This is a genomic window from Pseudomonadota bacterium, assembly GCA_018817425.1.
Classification (GTDB): Bacteria; Desulfobacterota; Desulfobacteria; order Desulfobacterales; family RPRI01; genus RPRI01.
The window spans coordinates 63,569-82,837 of record JAHITX010000096.1 but is presented as its reverse complement, the minus strand read 5'-3'; the positions used below and the strand labels follow the sequence as shown (position 1 = coordinate 82,837).

General features: G+C 39.5%; 9 protein-coding genes. 4 read left to right on the top strand and 5 right to left on the bottom strand.

Annotated elements, in window-relative coordinates; all coding sequences use genetic code 11:
- Positions 1-23 precede the first annotated feature (23 nt).
- The 5 genes from KKC46_16780 to asnS all read right to left on the bottom strand — a co-directional run bounded on the left by KKC46_16780 (position 24) and on the right by asnS (position 9,023).
- On the bottom strand, positions 24-296 hold the full coding sequence (locus KKC46_16780; GenBank protein MBU1055456.1) for a hypothetical protein: 273 nt from the start codon (positions 294-296) through the stop codon (positions 24-26).
- A gap of 234 nt (positions 297-530) precedes the next feature.
- Positions 531-944 carry a hypothetical protein gene (locus KKC46_16775; GenBank protein ID MBU1055455.1) on the bottom strand — a complete coding sequence of 138 codons (414 nt, stop codon included), beginning with the start codon at positions 942-944 and terminating at the stop codon, positions 531-533.
- A gap of 305 nt (positions 945-1,249) precedes the next feature.
- Positions 1,250-5,497, bottom strand: coding sequence for a hypothetical protein (locus tag KKC46_16770; protein ID MBU1055454.1), 4,248 nt, complete (start codon positions 5,495-5,497; stop codon positions 1,250-1,252).
- 65 nt (positions 5,498-5,562) lie between these two features.
- Positions 5,563-7,212: a hypothetical protein gene (locus KKC46_16765; protein MBU1055453.1), complete on the bottom strand. Its 1,650-nt coding sequence runs from the start codon at positions 7,210-7,212 to the stop codon at positions 5,563-5,565.
- A gap of 428 nt (positions 7,213-7,640) precedes the next feature.
- Positions 7,641-9,023, bottom strand: a complete 1,383-nt coding sequence (asnS, locus tag KKC46_16760) for an asparagine--tRNA ligase (GenBank protein MBU1055452.1) — start codon at positions 9,021-9,023, stop codon at positions 7,641-7,643.
- Between the two features lie 255 nt (positions 9,024-9,278).
- Here asnS and KKC46_16755 point away from each other — a divergent pair, with 255 nt between their 5' ends.
- The 4 genes from KKC46_16755 (at position 9,279) to KKC46_16740 (ending at position 19,125) form a co-directional block, all read left to right on the top strand.
- The gene (locus KKC46_16755) at positions 9,279-10,769 is read left to right on the top strand and encodes a tetratricopeptide repeat protein (protein MBU1055451.1); all 1,491 of its coding nucleotides are present in this window, start codon (positions 9,279-9,281) and stop codon (positions 10,767-10,769) included.
- Between the two features lie 44 nt (positions 10,770-10,813).
- On the top strand, positions 10,814-14,746 hold the full coding sequence (locus KKC46_16750) for a FecR family protein (GenBank protein MBU1055450.1): 3,933 nt from the start codon (positions 10,814-10,816) through the stop codon (positions 14,744-14,746).
- 293 nt (positions 14,747-15,039) lie between these two features.
- Positions 15,040-17,544 (top strand): TIGR03960 family B12-binding radical SAM protein, encoded by a 2,505-nt coding sequence (locus KKC46_16745; protein ID MBU1055449.1) that lies wholly within the window; start codon positions 15,040-15,042, stop codon positions 17,542-17,544.
- 48 nt (positions 17,545-17,592) lie between these two features.
- The gene (locus KKC46_16740; protein MBU1055448.1) at positions 17,593-19,125 is read left to right on the top strand and encodes an Rne/Rng family ribonuclease; all 1,533 of its coding nucleotides are present in this window, start codon (positions 17,593-17,595) and stop codon (positions 19,123-19,125) included.
- Positions 19,126-19,269 lie beyond the last annotated feature (144 nt).

Genomic DNA, 19,269 nt, shown 5'->3' with positions numbered 1-19,269 from the left:
ATTTGAAAACATGAACAGTTTAATTATTCGACAGCCGCTGTTGGTTCAGCTTCTTCAACAGGTTTTACTTCTTCTTTTGCAGCGGCTTTCTTTTTTGCATGGTGTTTTTTTGCTTTCTTATGGACTTTTTTGGGGGTCTTTGCTTTAACAGGTGTGGCAACTTCAGCTGCCGGAGCAGCCTGTTCTATTGCTACAGCCGGTTCTGCGGCAGGCTCAGTTTTGGTTGCCTCAGTAGCAAACGCAGAACTGCATAAAATAAATGATGTTGCGATCATTGATGCTAATAAACGTTTCATATTAAATCTCCTTTTTAAAAATTAATTAATGGTTTTGTTAAACTTTCAATTACGTTTCTACTTCTTTTGTAAGAAAATACATTTTTTATTATTCGAGCCACTTTCAAAACATTTCAGTTTGGTCAAGCTCAAGGCGGGGGAAAATTTCAACCACAGGAATACATAGAGTATTTCGAGGATTGGAATTTGAGCCCAACGCAGAGATCGGCCAAAATGGGGCGTTTTGAAACTGGCTCATTCGTTAGCTGGTGTTGGTTCTGCTTCTTCAACAGGTTTTATTTCTTTTTTTACAGCGGCTTTCTTTTTTGCATGGTGTTTTGCTTTCTTTTGCATTTTCATCACTCTTGCAGCTATATTCTTATCATCTTTGTTTATATAACTGATCTTCACTTTATCACCTATAGAAATACCAGAGCATGCTTTCTCCAGGGTAAATTCCATGGCCTCTGTTTTTCCTTTAACACGGCGGTCAATCTTGAGCATGCTATCGGAGAGTTCGGTAACTTTTCCAGTGGCGCTCATCTTTGTCTCTTTTCCCATTGATTTGACAGATATAGCAACCAATTCATCCTCAGTTACTGCTGCCGCAAACGAGGAAGCGCATAAAATAAAAAAAACTGCTGCCATCAGCAACAATAAACGTTTCATACGAAATCACCTCCTTCCTAATGATGCGAACGGGCTGCAATCTGAAGATTATTGCATTTTATTTCTTTATTCTTAAGCAATTGATATGCCAAAGGGGTCCAATCAGAATTGAGTTTGCTAACTATCCGGAAAGATAAAACATAAAATTATACTGCTGACAAAATCCAAAAGACCGGCAAAAAAAATGGGGGGGTTATTCCTCATAGGCTGGGGAATTTTTCACCTTTAAATCTTGAAACATCATGTTGAACTGAATCTCTATCCGCAAAGTGTGTAGGCTCAGGAAGTTCCCCGGAGGGGAACGATCACTCAAAATAAATATAATCAAAATACATTCGTGTCGGGGAGATTGATGTTATTTTAATGGCACCTTTTTTCCCGTTTGAGGTTTTTACTGCAAAAATGGTCCCCGGCAATACTCCCTGAAAATAATCACCATACCCTGAATCCGGAATACTGATTACCTGCGCCAGATCCGTATAACCGAACTGCGCCGTCATATCCAGCAGGCCGCCATCCCCGCTCAGGTCGTATGTTGCTATATTATTTTCCCAGTAAAAATCCGCACTGGTATTCGGCACCTCTCCCTGGGCGGCAAACGACCAGCCCATGCCGGAAATGGTCGCCTCCTCTACTGAACTTGTGCGTATGTCAACCGAGGATTTTGCCTGTCCGTATTCGATTTCAATGGGTTCTTCTACAGGAACGACCCTTCCGCCATCTTCAATAATCCGTCCGTCCGTAATGGTAACGGTGCCATATTCATTGGATACTCCAAAAGGTACATTTCCCTGCATTTCAACCAGTTTTATGTCGCCACCTGAAAAAACTTTGAAAATAAAATCCGTATTCTGCTTGTCAATAAGCCATTCCTGTCCCTGCCGGGAAATTTCAGCGCGCCTGTTCCAGTCAATATTAATTCTTATCTCACCCTGATCTCTGTAATAAATCGGTAGCCCACGGAAATAAATGTTGAAGCGAATATTTTTCAGGTTTCGAAAATCATCCTGCACGGATTGTTCAAGCAGCGTGTAGTTTTGCGCCGTTGTATTGTTTGATCGGAATGTTTGAGACACATTGCGCATTACTCCGTTCCTGTCTTTGTTTTCATATGCTTCGAAAATTGCAATCAGTGTCTGCTGCGCTTTATATTCCAATCCATTCTTTTCACCATCATCAACAGCCCCTTCGGTTGAAGAATATTCTTCATCATCATAAACGGCTTCTTTATTTTCTTCGGCTTCCTTTTTCTTCTGCAGTTCTTCTGAAAGCCGTATTTCTTCAAGCCTTGCTTCCGTATCTTTTTTCATTTGATCAATACTGTCGATCTGTTCATTAATCGCCTTTACATAGGCAGTATAAATGACACTGAGATTTGTAAGGAGAGTCTCAGCCTGGCGGATCTGTTCAGCTTTGGCGATGAATTCGGGAAGCTTTTTGAGGATGTGTTTATCGCTTTCCATTACGGCAATTGGAATCATGTTTACCAGTACGGCTTCCTGAAATTTTACATCACAGGGTATTGAATCAATAGAATAGGCAGCATTTTGTTCTTCTCCAAAATAATGTGTGGCAAGGGTCGTTGCCTGATCCTTGTAATTTTTTAAAGATATGTTTTTGTTTTCAAGATCATACTGTTCCTGTTTTATCTTGTATCCCAGAAAATCAAAAGCATCATATTTTTCGTTTTCATTACTTGCCGTAACAAAATAGCCCTTGTAGTCGTTCCATCCTTCCAATAGGGATGTCTTGTCAGCGGACGTATTGTCCTCACCTTCCATGACAATTGCCGAATCATATCCCAGTGCCGTATCGCTTGCGATACCAATGCCCTTTACGAGTTCCTGGGATGCTTCCAATATCCTTTTAAGCCTGCCATCCTTTTGCCGGGAAATCTCTTTTGAGACCTTTTGTAGTTGTTCCGTTATTTTGGCTATGTCCTCTTCATAGGACTGCAATTTATCTTTTTCTGTGTTTAGTATGGAGAGTATCCGCTGCTGCCCCTCTTCATCATAACTAATATCCTTGGTTTTTTCCGTTACTTCCTCCATATATCGGCCCACCGCTTTAGTAATTTGATTTTTTGTTTCATCAAGCATATTCATGCTTTGTGAAAATCCTTTCAGCATCTCATCCAGCGTGGCGCTCTTTGCCAGATATCGGGGATACAAAAAAACTGAATCTTTGATGTGATTGTGTATATCCAGGATTTCCTTTTCCCTCTGGCTGAACTTGTTGGGAATAGTGACATAACAGGCTTTTTGCGGCCTGGGCAGCGGGTCATCGGTTACATAAGTATTGATTTTGAGTTCCTCGGAAAGCTTGTCGACCTCTTCCGAATATTTTTTGAGCAGGGCCTGCCGGTGATTGGCCTGGTCAATCATTTTCCGGATCATTTTTTTATAATTTGCGTCCATATCAACTGCCGCAAGATCAAGACTAAACAGGGGTAGCATTTTGTCCTCATCCGCTACGCATGCAGCTTTTAATTTTTTTGCCAGGCTCCGGTGTTCCTGTAAGAATGAAACAAGATTTTCCTTTTGTTTTTGATAGGGGAGTGTATATTTTGAAAGCTGATAATAGACGTTGGAATACCCGTCTTTCTTGTTTTTTATTATATTTTGTTTAAGAGTATCCTCCACATGCTTTTTATAAGTTTCAGCTGCCTTATCGGCATTGTCGGAACCGTCGATATTTATCGCAAATCTTTCATATGCTTCAACAGGCCATTTTTCATGCTGCTCTTTCACCATGTCCCAATCAATATGTTTGGCAGCTTCCTCTGCTGTGGAATATTTATGAGGACTACTTCTTTCCTCCTTGATTGAATTATTTTGCGTGGGATAATATAATACCGCCCAGGGCCCACCTGCCAAATAAGCCCGTCTTTTGGCCTCAGCAAGAATAATATCATAAGGACGCTTATCTGTGGAAGGGGAATATTCTACGGTAGGCGCAACATCAATCTTATATGTATATCGTGCAGACCAGGTCAAAAACTGCGTGCCTTTTATTTCAAAAATATTCAACCCGAGAGATTCAAACGCCTTCAGCAACCCTTCTGTAGCCACTTTATCATAATATGCAATAAGACTCTCAGCTACCGCAGGTGTAGCATTGGGCATAACCGTACGATAATCTTCTTTCATCTGTTTACGCACTTTTTCTAAGAGCTCATCAAATGAAGCGGCATCTGCCAGATGTTCCTTGGCGGGTTTCAGATCATCCTTGATCTTATCCGCAATGATCTTCGGCACGGTTCTTCCTTCCGTGTTGATCTTGTTGATCTCATCGGAAGTAAGGCTGGATTGTGTGTTTGCTTTTACCGACTCCTGGCGATTTTTCTCTTCCGTATTTTTTTCAGATGCAACATCAAGGATTGTTTCAAGATTGGCAACGACTGTGCCGGCTTTATCTGATACAGTACCGGATGTCCCATTGTTTACCGGCGTATCCTGATTTGCAGCCAGGAATGCAAGCTCCTTACTTTTTTCCTGATCTACCTGTTTTTCCACAAGCAGACGTTCAGCCTCGGTCATGCGCGCATTTCTGCTTCTTATCTGTTTGAGGATGCTATCATAAAGCTCCATTGCTTCTTGTCTTTTTTTGGGGTCCTTATCAGATGTCCGATATATCACAAACCATTTTTTTGCAGTGTGTTTTATTACCTCAGGATCGGGAAACTTGGCATCTCCCGGTTTTTTATTCCGGCTTTTTACCCGAAGCATCTTAAAGTATGGAAGGTTTTCAAATTCACGTTTAAATACTTCATTTTCAAATTCAGAATAGGCCAGTTCCAGCTTGGCATTTAAATTATTTAGATTCTTTGTCAAGTAATTAGCGGCATTTTGCCTCTGAGTGCTGACCTCCTTAACAAGGTCGTCATATCTCGTCAAAAACGAAATCACAATTTGATTAGCGATGTCTTTCTTTTTTCTATCTATTTCATCTCCACTCATGTCATAGAATTTGAGCTTTGATTCATTTTGAAGAATAGCACCTGCAACAACATCCAATTTATTATCATCCGTTAATTCAGAAATTCTTGTTTTGCCTTTTGTGCCCCTGCCTGCTTTTCCCAGAAAGCTCTCCAGCATCCATTTCACGTCCTGCTTACGGGCATAGTCCAGGGCATACTTAAAATAGGCTATCTGTAACTGTATAGGCACCGTGACGCCGGCGTTGGTCAGACCTTTAACCCCATTTGCAATGACACCCTCGATCATCCTGTCCGTGGTATAGTCATAAAGCTTATCGACAAAGGGTACCAATGCTTCTGATGTAAAGCCCTTTTCACTGATGCTCATGGTAACGCCGGTTAATAAATTACCATTGGAAATAAGTCCGGAGACTTCCTCATTGCCGGCAAAGGCAGCTGTGATCAATACAGCAACATTTTCCGCCACGGCTTTATAACAAACCTGCTGAGTAAACAGCTCATCCATGGAATCTTCTACATCATTCATAGACAGAGCCCATGAAACATGGGGTGCGAAAGCCATGAAACAAAAAATGAGTGTGAAAAGAAGTTTTTTAACGCTGATTTTGATCATTTTATACTCCTAAATGTCAGGTTCTTTATCTCTTTATAGGGTGCAACTAAAAAGAGGGGCAGTATTTAGAATTTGAATCTGCAACTGGCTGTTCCGATTTTTTCTCTGTATTCCCGGTTACTATCATCATGACGATTGTCTCTGTCTTCATATTTTATATTAAAATCTATGCCGAATCTGTTTTCAGGCTGTGCCGTTAATTCAAAAAACCAACCTACCTTTGATGAATCTGATGATGTCGCCGCTCTGTTATTGTCTGCAATTGAGAGTCCCCCATTAAAAATAAGAAAGCGATTATAATCAAGTCTTGTATTAAATCGCAGATGGTTGAATATATCCGTATCGTTTGAATATGTATACTTGTCCCGGCACAGAGAATATGTTAATGATGGCCATAGCTTAATTTGCCAGCCCAGGCCCATTTCACGCAGACCGGCACTTAAAGAAACCATATCCCTTTTTGAATCTGTTGTTTTATCCGCCTTGTTTTCAAACTCCTCGTATTCACCGGTAATGCTCATATACACTTTCTTTAAGGAATATCGACCGGTGGCGGTATAGGTGTTCCTGTAATTTCTGGGGTCATGAGTTGCGGAATCTATATAATTATATCTGTAAAGAAATTCCAATGAAAGCTCTTTAGTGGGTAATAAAGTTACCGATAAATGAGGCATATAAGACCTCTGCGTATTTTCCAGCTGGCCCTTCAGGTTGTTGCGGTAAGTTTTGTACCCTCCTCTCAGTTGTAGCCAATTATAAATATTATAATTTAAATTAGTCCTGAAAAGTTGCTGATCAACCGGGGCAGAACCGGCATTAGTATGGAAATCCGGCTGTACTTTTTCATATCCCACATCAAAACGCAAACCGTTTATCAGTGTCCCAATAATACTGCTTCTAAAAGCCCAGTCGTTTCGTGTGGAAACCGAAGAATCATCTTTATCATCGTTAAACCGGCTCGTTGCTGCCTCTGCGTCAACAGCTATTCTTTTTATTTTCCATAATGAGTTTTTTTGGAATTTAGCGTTAATGCTGTAAACGTAGTTCTCATCAGGGCTGAAATTATTGCCTGCGGGGAGGTCATCATTATCGATACTTCCCGTATCATCCCAGTTTTTGCTGAAATTCAAACCGATAACCGCTCCTTTGTTTACAGAACCGGCCTCAAGTCTTCCTCCCATCACATATCTGGCATAATGCTCGGAAGAAATAGCCCGCTTTGAACGCGAAATAACAAAAAGCGGTTTTATATAGTACGAAGGACTGAAATTAAATTGATATGAGCCCTGAAGCCCCTCAAGATTGCTCGTTAAGGAATAGCGGGAAAAATTGCTGTAAATATCGCCAAATTCTACGCGAAAAAGCTTTGGTTTTCCTATTTTTGTATAAAATTTTAAAAGATGGGTATCTTTCTCATCTACCAGAGGATCATCTGTATTCCTGAAATTTATCAGCCATTCAAAATCGCATCCGTTTAATATTTTTTCTCTATTGGCAATCGTAAAATCACTGCTATAAAAAGTGCCATTTTGCAAGATAGATTGGTTTTCATTGCCACTTATGGAAATATCATATACTTTACTCTCTACATCCGTCTTGAGCCCTTTCAAACCATAGACGTTTAATGCTTCCGAAGGTAAAGGAAATAATGGCAATGAAAAAAGAGAAAAAAGCGCTAGTATAATCACCTTTGAGCGAAACGTTATAATGTTCATTATAGTCCTGATTGTAATTATAATTTAATGATATGTAATTGCAATTTATAAACCTTTAAATATAAATTAGCATAAAATATGCCAAAAAAAGGTAACTAGTACTTTATCTTATAATTGGTTTTTATTTACATACCCGAAAGTACTTGGGGTGTATGGCAAACAAATTGGATGGAAGAAAATATATATATTTATTACAGTAATATAAATTATAGTAGTCGTTTGGGTTTCGTAATTTTAAGAAAGAAATAATGATTGGTAATTGAAACATTCTGTAAAATATCCACAAATGCATCAGGTTCAGGCTGCATCAGCATTTGCAGAAATGAATGTCAATTTTTATACGAACGTCAAGTCTTTGACTATAGTACTCAGGCAATTTTGAAAAGTATTCGTACTCGAAAAGAAGGGTGGAGCGAAAAGTACTTAACTCAGAATTCAATACTTCCGGGTGTTCTCGGAAAAGGTATTACATCGCGTATGTTTTTAATTCCTGTTACAAGCATAAGGAGCCGTTCAAAGCCCAGTCCGAAACCACTGTGTTCAACAGTGCCGTAACGCCGTGAATCAAGATACCACCAGTAATTTTCCTTCAACAATCCGCATTCATCCATTCTTTGCTCCAGAACATCAAGGCGCTCCTCACGCTGGCTGCCGCCTATTAATTCTCCTATGCCCGGCACAAGAATATCCATTGCGGCAACCGTTTTATCATCATCGTTTACCCTCATATAAAACGGTTTTATGCTTTTAGGATAGTTATACAAAATTACCGGTTTTTTAAAATACTGCCCGGCAAGATAATTTTCATGCTCTGCCTGTAAGTCTTTTCCGAATGAAACTTCATATTCAAATTTTTCTTTTGACGCTGTTAATATTTTTACAGCTTCTTCATATGGCAGTCGTATAAAATCCGATGAGGATATATTTTCGAGATTACTGATTAGTTCCTTATCAACAAATTTTCCAAACAATTCTATGTCATCCTTGCATTCTTTTAAAGTGTAATCTACCAGATATTTAATTGTTTGTTCGCCAAGATCCATATCTTCATTTATATCGCAAAAAACCATCTCAGGCTCTATCATCCAGAATTCAGCCGCATGTCTTCTTGTGTTTGAGTTTTCAGCTCTAAAAGTTGGCCCGAATGTATAGACATCTCCAAGAGAAAGGGCAAGCATCTCTGCGGACAACTGACCGGATACAGTAAGATTTGCAGGCTTTCCGAAAAAATCCTGAGTGCAGTCAAATTGATTGTTGGTTTTTATAGATTTTTCAGGATCTGCGACTGTAACTTTAAACATTTCGCCTGCGCCCTCACAGTCCGAACCTGTGATAATAGGCGTGTGTATATATTTAAATCCTTTATCCCTGAAAAACTTGTGTACGGCAAAAGATAATTCCGATCTTATACGAAATACGGCACCGTATTTATTTGTACGGGGGCGCAAATGTGCTATTGTACGCAAATATTCATCTGTATGGCGTTTTTTCTGTAAAGGATATGAATCGGAAGCTATGCTGATTATTTCAAATCCGTTTGCCAGAATCTCCCATTTCTGCCCGCTTCCTTTTGATTCGACAAGATCTCCATATACAGTTACCGCCGAACCTATGGAAAGCTTTTTTATCTCGCTGTAATTGCTAAGATTATCTTCCGCTATTATCTGAATATTTTTCAAACATGAGCCATCGTTTATTTCAATAAAAGAAAAGGAGGAAGAATCACGCTTTGTTCTTACCCACCCGCTAATAATGACACCCTTGAGCGAACCATCGGAATTCATTAAAGATAAAATTTTACATTTTTTCATAATAACACCCAATAAAAATAATTAATTAACACCTTAAATCTGATAATAACCCAACTTCTTCACTTATAAGATAAATAAAATATGGCATAATACAAATAAAAAGTCTAATTTTTAACTGTAGCGATTTATTATTGACATAAGTTTTTATTAGTTTTATGCAAATTAACGGTAAATTTATATAATTGTTATTATACTTTCCGGAAGTTTTACCCTGAATAATAACTATCCCTGATCTTTGCAAATGGAGTATGAGTTATGAATAAGTTTAAAGGCTACTTGATTTCGTTTTTTGCTATTTTGTTTATTTTAGGAGTGACTGTAAATATCGGTGCTGCTGGAAACCTTTTGGAAAAAGGCATTGCGGAATACAAAGCCGAAAATTATGAAGAGTCTCTCGTTATTTTAATTGAGGCAAGAAACCAGCAGCCGGAATCTTCGGTTGCCGCCTTTTATACCGGTCTTGCCTTTAAACAGGTCGGAAACCTCGATGAAGCACAAAAGCACTTAAAAGATGCGATCAGGCTGACTCCTCCCGTAGTTGAAGCTTATACGAATCTTATTGAGATATTATACAACCTCAACAAGATTGAAGAAGCAAAGAAGCTGATAGAAAAAGCTGAAAAAGAAAATATCAAACCCTCTCATATCGCCTTTCTAAAGGGCTTAATCTTTGCAAAAGAGGGCGATGCTGAAGCTGCTATAAAATCTTTTCAAAAGGCAAAAACTCTTGATGCTTCAATTTCCCAGGCAGCGGATTTCCAGATTGCCTTGGCTCATGCAAAAAAGGGAAAATTCAAAACGGCAAGAGAAAGCCTGAAAGCTATTGTAGAAGTTGATCCTGCATCCGAGCTTGCGTCCTTTGCAAAGGAATATGAAAAATCAATTGATAAGACTCTTGCGTTACACAAAACATGGAATTTTTCCATAGGGGCGGCATATCAGTTTGACGACAATCCTGTGTCGGCGGACGGTGCCATTGTATCAAAATCGGAAGACAGCAGTATGGTAAATACCTTCAGGGCGAGCTATAATCCCTATATGGAAGGGCCGTGGACTTTCGGAAGCATAATAAATTTCTATGCAAATACCTATGATACAACAGACGAACTTAACGTCATCAATCCATCCATATCTTTGATTCCCGGGTATAACTTCAAGAACGGAATTTTATCCGTGCCGGTATCATATAACCATACATGGCTGCATGACCATAAATATATGAGCCTGGCTTCCGCAAAACCAACATTGAACATAATGATGGTTCCGGGCCACATAGCCCAGTTTTCCGTGGGATTCAGCAACAGGGAAATGCTAAAACCGCCGTTGATGAAAGAAGAAGACAGGGACGGCGAAATATACAACGCCGGAGCAGGCTATATTTATCCGTTTGCAAATAATAAGGGGATGTTTAATCTTCGCTACGAATATTCAAAGACCTTTACAGAGGGCATAAACTGGGAAAACTACGGAAACAGACTCAGTGCCGGCATGCTCTTTCCTGTAAAACATAATGTAAATCTGATGCTCTCTGGCGATATTTTTATCCAAAGATTCAATAACGAGCATACAACATTCAATTTAAGAAGAAAAGATAAGGTCTATTCATGTTCTGCCGGAATAATATGGGAAATGGTCAAGGGTTTAAATGTCAACCTGCAGTATTATGTAACAAGGACCGATTCCAATATCACGATCTATGATTACAAAAGAAACATCTTTACGGCTGGTCTGGAATACAGGTTTTAGGCTGTTAGCCTTAGGATCATCCGATTTTACGGAGGTATATTATAATGTTAAAGAACTATAAAAACAATAAATCGATTTGTCGGTACAGCCATACAGCCGGAATAATGCTGTCTGTTTTTTTATTTATCATATTTTGCCTTCTGCCGGCGGGAGCACAGGCATCGGCTGAATCAACCGGTAAATTTACCTATGTAAAAGGAAGAGTTGATGTGCTCAGAGGCGGTAAACTGCCGGCAGAACCGGTCAGGGTGGGAACCCCTGTTTATGTTAAGGATGCGGTAAGAACTAAAAGCAGGTCAAAGGCCAGAATCAGATTTAATGACGGAAATATTGTAAGCCTTGCTGGCCGGACAAGGGTGGATATAAGCGATTATGTTTCAGAAAGCTCGGGCGTATTGAATTTGGTAAGAGGCAAAGTGCGTTCCGTTGTTTCGTTTCTTTCAAAGAGAATTTCCAGATCGCCAACAAGATTTGAAGTCCGAACGTCAAATGCAATAGCCGGGGTCAGAGGCACTGATTATATTGTGTTTTATGAAAATGCTATGACCGGAGTTCTTGTTAATAAAGGGACGGTAGAAACATACAACCCACAGTTTCCCGATGATGTCGTAAATATTACTGCCGGTCAGATCACAACCGTATCTAAAGGCAAACGGCCCGCTCCTCCAAGACCCGCAACAGACTCCGAAACAGACAGGCATTCCGGGGATACTGCTCCTGTTGATGATGATTCGGATAAAAAAGATGACTCAACGGATACGGGAGATACGGATGTCAAAGATGATTCAACCGGGGATACGGATAGCGGAGCTTCGGATGCCGGAGATACCGGTTCAACAGAGCCAGGCACAGCTGATGCTGATAGCTTTGCCACTCAAGTAAATGCTTTTTCTGAAATGCCACCTGTGCCCGGAGATGTATTATCTCCTCTGACAATAGCAACTAATCCACCCGACCCGATTGTTCCTGTGTCGGATCCTCCTCCTGTATCAGAAACACAACCCGAAGCATTAACAGACACAGAGCCAACCCCAACCACAACCGGCGGAACCTTTATTACAGATCAAATATTCCGGTCTGTTTCCGGCACTTATTATGAGACTGAATATGCTCAGACAGTTAGCGGAATACGGTATCATTATGATGCCGAATATATACAGAGTCCCGACGGTATGGGTATGGGATTTGCTGACAATGGATATGCCGGATTTGAAATGCTGTATTTTCCCGATGGCACAAGTGTAAAAAGTGATCATGACGTGACAACCAAATACAGTTCATGGAACATTACAAGCATAGAGGAACTCAGACCCTTTCCAGCAAACAGCATATGGGACCCGGGCAGCGAGAATTTTGAAATCAACTGGTATTCTGAAATGGCGATTGATGTTCTGGCGCAGAGGCCTTATGACCTGTTCAGCGGCAGCTTTGCGAGTACGGGCTATCCATGGGATAGTACGGCAGCGCCATTTACAATGGGCGGCACATACTCACCTTATAATGGTGATTATTCAAAACCGGACATTTACTTTTCGCGACTGTCAGGTAAATTTGTAACCCCGGCAGGAACCGTAAATGGCGCGTATATTGCGGATACCGGAGGATTTTTATCTGCTGTTCGAGGGGCGAAAGGACTTTTTTACGGCATTTATATAGGCCAGGACAATACTAAAGCCGGCGTTTTTAAAGGATTGTATGAAGGCAGTCTGAGTACATCCAATGGCACATGGAATACAAGCGGAACATTATCTTCTACTGTATGTAATGATAATTTCGCAGCAAATGCCTATGGCATTACACAAGCCAACTTGAATTCAAATGTGATGGAAGGTAGCCTTTTTACCTGGCTGGACGGATCTTTTACAAACAATGGCTCCCCTGTAGCCGGATCTTTTATCGGCTCTATGGATATGTACGGCAAGACTCTCAGCATAAAGGGTGAAAACTGGGGAATTTACCAGATTCCGATATGGGTTGGCGGCTATGGCATACCGGCGGCCGGATATACGGATTTCACAGTTTATGCCAGCGGCTGGGGTGAAATAGGATATTATAAGGATTCTTCAAATACCTGGCAGCCTGATTTCGGATACTGGTTTGTCCCGATAAACGGCACCGCCAATAATGGGGTAATTACAGGTTCCGGAAATGGCGGCAAGTTTATCACAAAAACCAAACTGGGTAATATTTCTGCCGATCTTCTTGGAATAGGTAATACACTGGCTAATCCCGATACCTTTTATTCATGGCAGGGCGATCTTGCAGGAGCCTGGGAAGCTGAAGCATCGCTTACTTTTTTCAGCAAGTTTGATACAAAGACCAGACGATATAAATCTCAATACAATGCAAGCTATTATGAAAGCCCGACAAGACATTATTGGTATTGGTATTCCAATAATGATAAGGAGGGAACCATTTATTTTCATGACGGCACAATTTTAAAGAAAAGGGAATATAATCTGGATGAAGGGCCTTTAGGCAAAGCGATGTGGACTGAATTTTCCTATAACACCTCATCAGAACAATGGGTAGCATACTCAACCGGCACAGATTATCCATCAACTTTTAATGATACATTTTTTAATAATTTAGCCGGCCAGATGGGATTTCCTTCAACAGCTTCAACACATTCATATTATTATGACTATTGGGATTCGATTGTAGCATATATGGGAGGTACAGGTGATCTGTGGTCGGCAACATCAGGCTCGCCTGCAGCATTTTATCTGGGAGGGGAATATGAAAACGATCAATATAAACCAACCGTATTTGCAGCTTATATAGACAGCTATAATGCGATAAACGGTACTCATACTACATTAGACGGCAAAGGCGCTTACAAGGGTTTTGTTAGCGGGTATACTATAGATGATTCAGTAACGGGCATTATATATGCCACATTTGTTTATAAAGAAGGAACGCAAAACAAGGCGGGTATATTAATCGGCAGTTTTGCCGGCACAGCTTATAAAGATCCTGAAGCATGGTATGGTGAGGGCGGACTTTATCCTGTATATATAGATAATACTACTATTGCTCCCGAATCCCTTATGGGTAATATCTGGGAAAGTACGGACATTGTTTCAGGTACAGGCTATTTCAAAATACAGGGAGGCCCGGCAGAACCTGTAGTTAATACCGGAATGCCCCCCTCCTTTGATGAAGCAAAAAGCATTTATTTTTATTCCGGTTCCAGGCTATGGCAAATAAATTATTCACTGTCGGGTGGGGCATATAACGGAATTAATTACACCGATTCATGGACTTCATCTACACTGCTTGAAAGCAATTCCTTATATTATTCTCCCGCAGCCCCCGATGTCAGGGTGATTGCCGGAAACGATACTATTGGATCCAAATGGTCGGACAATGAAATAAAGGGCAAGTATTACGGATATGTCGCAGCATATGAACCGGGGGATTATCCGTTTACAGTTATTCAGGTTGGCAATGTACGGGGCACATTTGACCCTACCAATTACACATGTCAGACCGTTGCTATGGGTATAGGATTTGAAACATCGGCTTTTCTTACGATGGCTGCGGATATGACCCCCGGAGGAGGAAATGACAAACTAAAGCAATTAGGCATCCCGTCTGTTGAGGTCGGAAATGCAACAATGACAGGCAGTGGTAATAATATGAATATCACCATGGAGAAGGTCGCATTTTTTGCTTCAAACAGCGGTGAGCCACCAAAGATATGGGCGTGCGGCAATGGAACCGACAGCTATGTAATGGGAACATATACGGCAGCACCTGTTATAGGAACCGGCATACCTATATCCGGGGGCGGTTTGACTGCAACATTTACTCCCAAAGTATGGGATACAACGAATAAAGTCTGGATGTCCACTATTGATAACGGCACAGGCGGATTCAATGGTTCTACCAGCTTTAGGGGAGCAGGAGCAGGAAAAATAGACTCTCCGTCTTCAGGTGTAATAACAGGAACTGCTTCAGGAACTGCAAAATAGGATCGGGACTAACTCTTGCTTTTGTACAAAACCGCTTTTAAAAAAAAGTGGTTCAATTCAAGTCTGAAAATAAGCCTCCTTGAAAGGCATGTTTTAACTGGAAATAGTAAAAACTCTATAGCCTAAATCAAGGAGGCAGCTCTATAATTACCGATCAAGATTCTTTCCTCTGATCAATTTTGAAATTACCGTCAGATGTTTCTTTATTATTTATTCAATGTCATATATAGAATTCTTTGTGTTTTCCTTCCTGCCTTCCGGCAGGTTTCTTTTTTTCAAGGGTAATAAAAATTATGATCGAAAAAATTATTGACAATATTTTGTCGCAAGTTGAACAACCAAGCCGCTATCTGGGTTCTGAAGTTAATACTGTAAGAAAAGATTACAAAAAATTATCATTTTCCGTTGCACTTGCCTTTCCTGATTTATATGAAGTAGGCACTTCTCATTTTGGGCTTCAAATTTTATATCACATTTTAAACAGCCATAAAAACATCGCTGCCGAAAGAGTGTTTACCCCGGCTGTCGACTTTGAAGCTTATCTCAGAGCTTCAAATACGCCTCTGTTTTCGCTTGAGACACGAAGGCCACTTGATAAATTTGATATGATTGGTTTCAGTCTCCTTTATGAACTGAATTTTACAAATATACTTACAATGCTCGATCTTGCAAATATTCCCTTTTATTCAAACCAGAGGGATATTTCTCATCCTTTTATAATTGCCGGAGGACCTTGTACATCCAATCCGGAAACTGTATCCAAAATATTTGATGCAATTGTGATAGGAGATGGTGAGACAGTAATTGTTGAAATGTCAAATGCCTGGATAAAATGGAAAGAAGCTTTGTCTAAAGATAAGGAAGAGCTCTTAAAATCCTGGTCCCGGATTGAAGGAGTTTATATACCTTCATTTTTTAAAGAAAGATTTGATGAAAACGGATTTCAGATTTTATCTCCGAAATTTTCTGATTATTCAAAAATTACCCGAACAATAATTAAAGATCTTAATGATGCCCCCTTTCCTGATAAACCTGTAATACCATACGGCAGGCCGATTCATGACCGGCTTCGTATTGAGATTGCAAGAGGATGTTCACGAGGATGCAGATTCTGCCAGGCAGGAATGATTTACAGGCCGGTTCGTGAACGATCTCTTGAAAACATCATTAATATCTCCAATCAGTCTATTGCTTCAACCGGCTATGAAGATGTTTCTTTGTTGTCTTTGAGTACGGGAGATTATTGCTCATTAAATCCTCTTCTTGAAAAATTGATGGCAATATATGAAGCAGAGCATATTGCCGTATCTTTACCTTCTCTTCGTGCAGGTTCACTTACTCCTGAACTTATAAATCATATAAAAAAAGTAAGAAAAACCGGTTTTACTATAGCACCTGAGGCCGGAAGCCAGCGTCTAAGAAATGTTATTAATAAAAACATTGACGAAGAAGATATTTTCAGTTCCGTTAATACGGCATTAAACATGGGATGGAAGACAATAAAGCTTTATTTTATGATCGGCCTTCCAACTGAAACAGATGATGATATAAAAGAGCTTATAGAACTTGTTTATAAGCTTAGAAAAAGCAGGATCAATAAGAATAGTGCGATCAATGTAAGTGTTTCAACATTTATCCCAAAAGCACATACTCCTTTTCAGTGGTGTCCTCAGATATCTTTGGAAGAATCGGAAGAAAAGATCAAACTGATCAAAAACAAACTTGATGTTTCAGGAATTAATTTCAAATGGCAAAACCCTAAAGTAAGCTTTCTCGAGGGATTATGGGCGCGTGGGGACAGAAGGCTTAACAGCCTGCTTATCACCGCCTACGAAAAAGGATGCAGATTCGATGGCTGGAGCGACAAATTCAGGTATGGATTGTGGGAAGAAGCCATATCATCTGCCGGTATTGACCCTGCTTTTTATCTTTCCAGAAAAAGGACGATATCAGAACCTTTGCCCTGGGATCATATTGATGCAAGAGTTACTAAGGATTTTTTAATAAGTGAATTTGATAAAGCCTTGTTTGCAAAAACTTCCGATAATTGCAAAACTTTTTGTAACAGCTGCGGTGTATGTGATTTTGCCGGTATTGAGCCAATGTTTTGCGAAAACAATAATGAAACAATAAATATAAACCCCAAAATAAGTAAACCGGAAAAAAGATTTTATAAAAAATTAATAATTACTTTCCACAAAAAAGATGCGGCAAGATTTTTTGGTCATCTTGAGATGATCAACATATTTTTACGGGCAATCAGGCGAAGCGCAATTCAAGTTGCTTATTCGGAAGGTTTCCACCCCATGCCTAAAATATCCTTTGAAGACACACTGCCCATAGGCATGGAAAGTCTTTGCGAAACATTATACATAGCAGTTACTGCCGATACTGACCCATTTTTAATAATAGAAAAACTAAACAAACAACTTCCGCAGGGATTATCTGTTTTGCATTGCGAACATAATCAAAAGCCAAAAAACAAAAACCTTAATACCGCACTGCATGAATATGAAGTTATATTGAACTCGGGAAATTTTGATAAATACAGCCTGGAATTATTCGAGAAGGAATCAGAGGCTTTTATAGAACGCAAAAATAAAAAAGGAGTTGTAAAAAAGATTGATTTAAAAGAAGTTATAAACTGCATAGATTTGCTATCTCCAACCGGTCTTAAAATGGTATTATTATCCGGTCCAGGTACAATAGTAAGACCAATTGAGGTTATTAAAAATATTTTTGATCTTTCCGAAGAAAATTTAAAAACGGCACGTATAGTAAAAATTTCCGTTGTATGATATGGTTTTAACAAAATTATATGAAGCTAACAAAAAGGGTGGGTTATTATGTATAAGAAGATTGTTGTAAATGTCTGTGAGCATGAAACAAGGGTAGCCCTTCTTGAAGACGGAACCATTGCGGAATTTTTTATTGAACGGGGAAACATTTCCGATATAGCCGGAAACATTTATAAAGGAAGAGTGCAAAGAGTGTTGCCGGGAATGCAGGCTGCTTTTATCGATATAGGCATTAACCAGGCTGCTTTTATATATGTCGATGATCTGAATGTGAATAGTTTCGATGAGCTTAACCCTTTTAATTCCGATGAATTACAAACAGAAGACAACGCAAATTTGCACCATGAATCAGCTCATCCTTTTAAGAAAAATCATGATATTAAAATTGGAGATCTAATTACTGAAGGCCAGGAAGTGCTGGCCCAGGTTGCGAAGCCGCCTATCGGCACCAAAGGCGCGCGTGCTACTTCCTACGCAACACTTCCGGGAAGATTTTTAGTACTTATGCCGAATTCGGATCATATCGGGATATCCAGGCGTATAGAGAATGAAACGGAAAGAACCCGTTTGAAAGAAATGGTTATTTCTTTAAGAAAAGATCATTTCGGATATATTGTAAGAACTGCTGCTGAAGGAATTCAGGAAGAAAGTCTTCTAAATGAAATGAGCTTTCTTATTAACATATGGAAGAATGTTCAGGAAAAATACCAAAAGACTTCAGCCCCGTCATTGCTTCACAAGGAACTTACAGTTTGCCTGCGCGCCGCCAGAGATCTTCTGATGCACGAAGCGGAAAAAATGATAATTGATTCACGTCCCGATTATGAATCGGTTCTTTCATTCCTTGATACTTTCATGCCTAGCCTAAAAAGTTCGGTAGAGCTTTATGAAGGTCATGAGCCTATTTTTGATGCATATAATCTTGAAGGGGATATTTCACGTGCCATAAGAAGAAAGATCTGGTTAAAATCCGGTGGTTATATAGTAATTGAGCATACGGAAGCCCTTGTTGCAATTGACGTAAACACAGGTCGTTATGTAGGAAAACATAATCTGGAAGAAACTATATTAAAGACCAACCTTGAAGCTGTAAAAGAAATTGCTTACCAGATACGTTTAAGGGATATAGGTGGTATAATAATAATTGATTTTATCGACATGGAAAAAAAGCAAAACCAGGAAAAAGTATTTAACGCTTTTAAGGAGGCTCTATCTAAAGATAAAAGCAAAACGAATATTTTGCCTATTTCGGAAATGGGATTAATACAAATGACAAGAAAAAGGATTAGATCCCCATTGATACAGGCTCTTTCCGAACCTTGTTTCTACTGTGAGGGAGAAGGGAAGCTTTTATCCAAGCAAACTATTTGTTATAATATTTACAGAGAAATTCAAAGGGAATCTCTTGATATGGCCGGCAGCAAAGTTGCTTTACATGTTCACCCGGAAATAGCAGAGCTTCTTCATGTGGAAGAAAGCCATCTTATAAGCTCACTTGAAAAAATGATAGGAAGACAAATTGTAATATATCCGGAACATGAATATCATTTACAGGAATTTGAAATAGTTGAAATATTATAGACTCTTAACGCAGAGTTTATAATGGGGCTTGATTTTTTGCAGCTTTTAAGTTAACTAAACAATTTTTTATCAGCAGCACTATTGGCTGTTTTGTAGTTTTAGGGTATATTTTTTTAAAACATAATTGTTGTTTGTATTTGTGTA

What these genes read in the sequence shown, in the direction of transcription:
- KKC46_16780 (MBU1055456.1), bottom strand. Translation starts at nt 296, where the DNA reads ATGAAACGTTTATTAGCATCAATGATCGCAACATCATTTATTTTATGC.
- KKC46_16770 (MBU1055454.1), bottom strand. Translation starts at nt 5,497, where the DNA reads ATGATCAAAATCAGCGTTAAAAAACTTCTTTTCACACTCATTTTTTGT.
- asnS (MBU1055452.1), bottom strand. Translation starts at nt 9,023, where the DNA reads ATGAAAAAATGTAAAATTTTATCTTTAATGAATTCCGATGGTTCGCTC.
- KKC46_16740 (MBU1055448.1), top strand. Translation starts at nt 17,593, where the DNA reads ATGTATAAGAAGATTGTTGTAAATGTCTGTGAGCATGAAACAAGGGTA.
- KKC46_16745 (MBU1055449.1), top strand. Translation starts at nt 15,040, where the DNA reads ATGATCGAAAAAATTATTGACAATATTTTGTCGCAAGTTGAACAACCA.
- KKC46_16775 (MBU1055455.1), bottom strand. Translation starts at nt 944, where the DNA reads ATGAAACGTTTATTGTTGCTGATGGCAGCAGTTTTTTTTATTTTATGC.
- KKC46_16755 (MBU1055451.1), top strand. Translation starts at nt 9,279, where the DNA reads ATGAATAAGTTTAAAGGCTACTTGATTTCGTTTTTTGCTATTTTGTTT.
- KKC46_16750 (MBU1055450.1), top strand. Translation starts at nt 10,814, where the DNA reads ATGTTAAAGAACTATAAAAACAATAAATCGATTTGTCGGTACAGCCAT.
- KKC46_16765 (MBU1055453.1), bottom strand. Translation starts at nt 7,212, where the DNA reads ATGAACATTATAACGTTTCGCTCAAAGGTGATTATACTAGCGCTTTTT.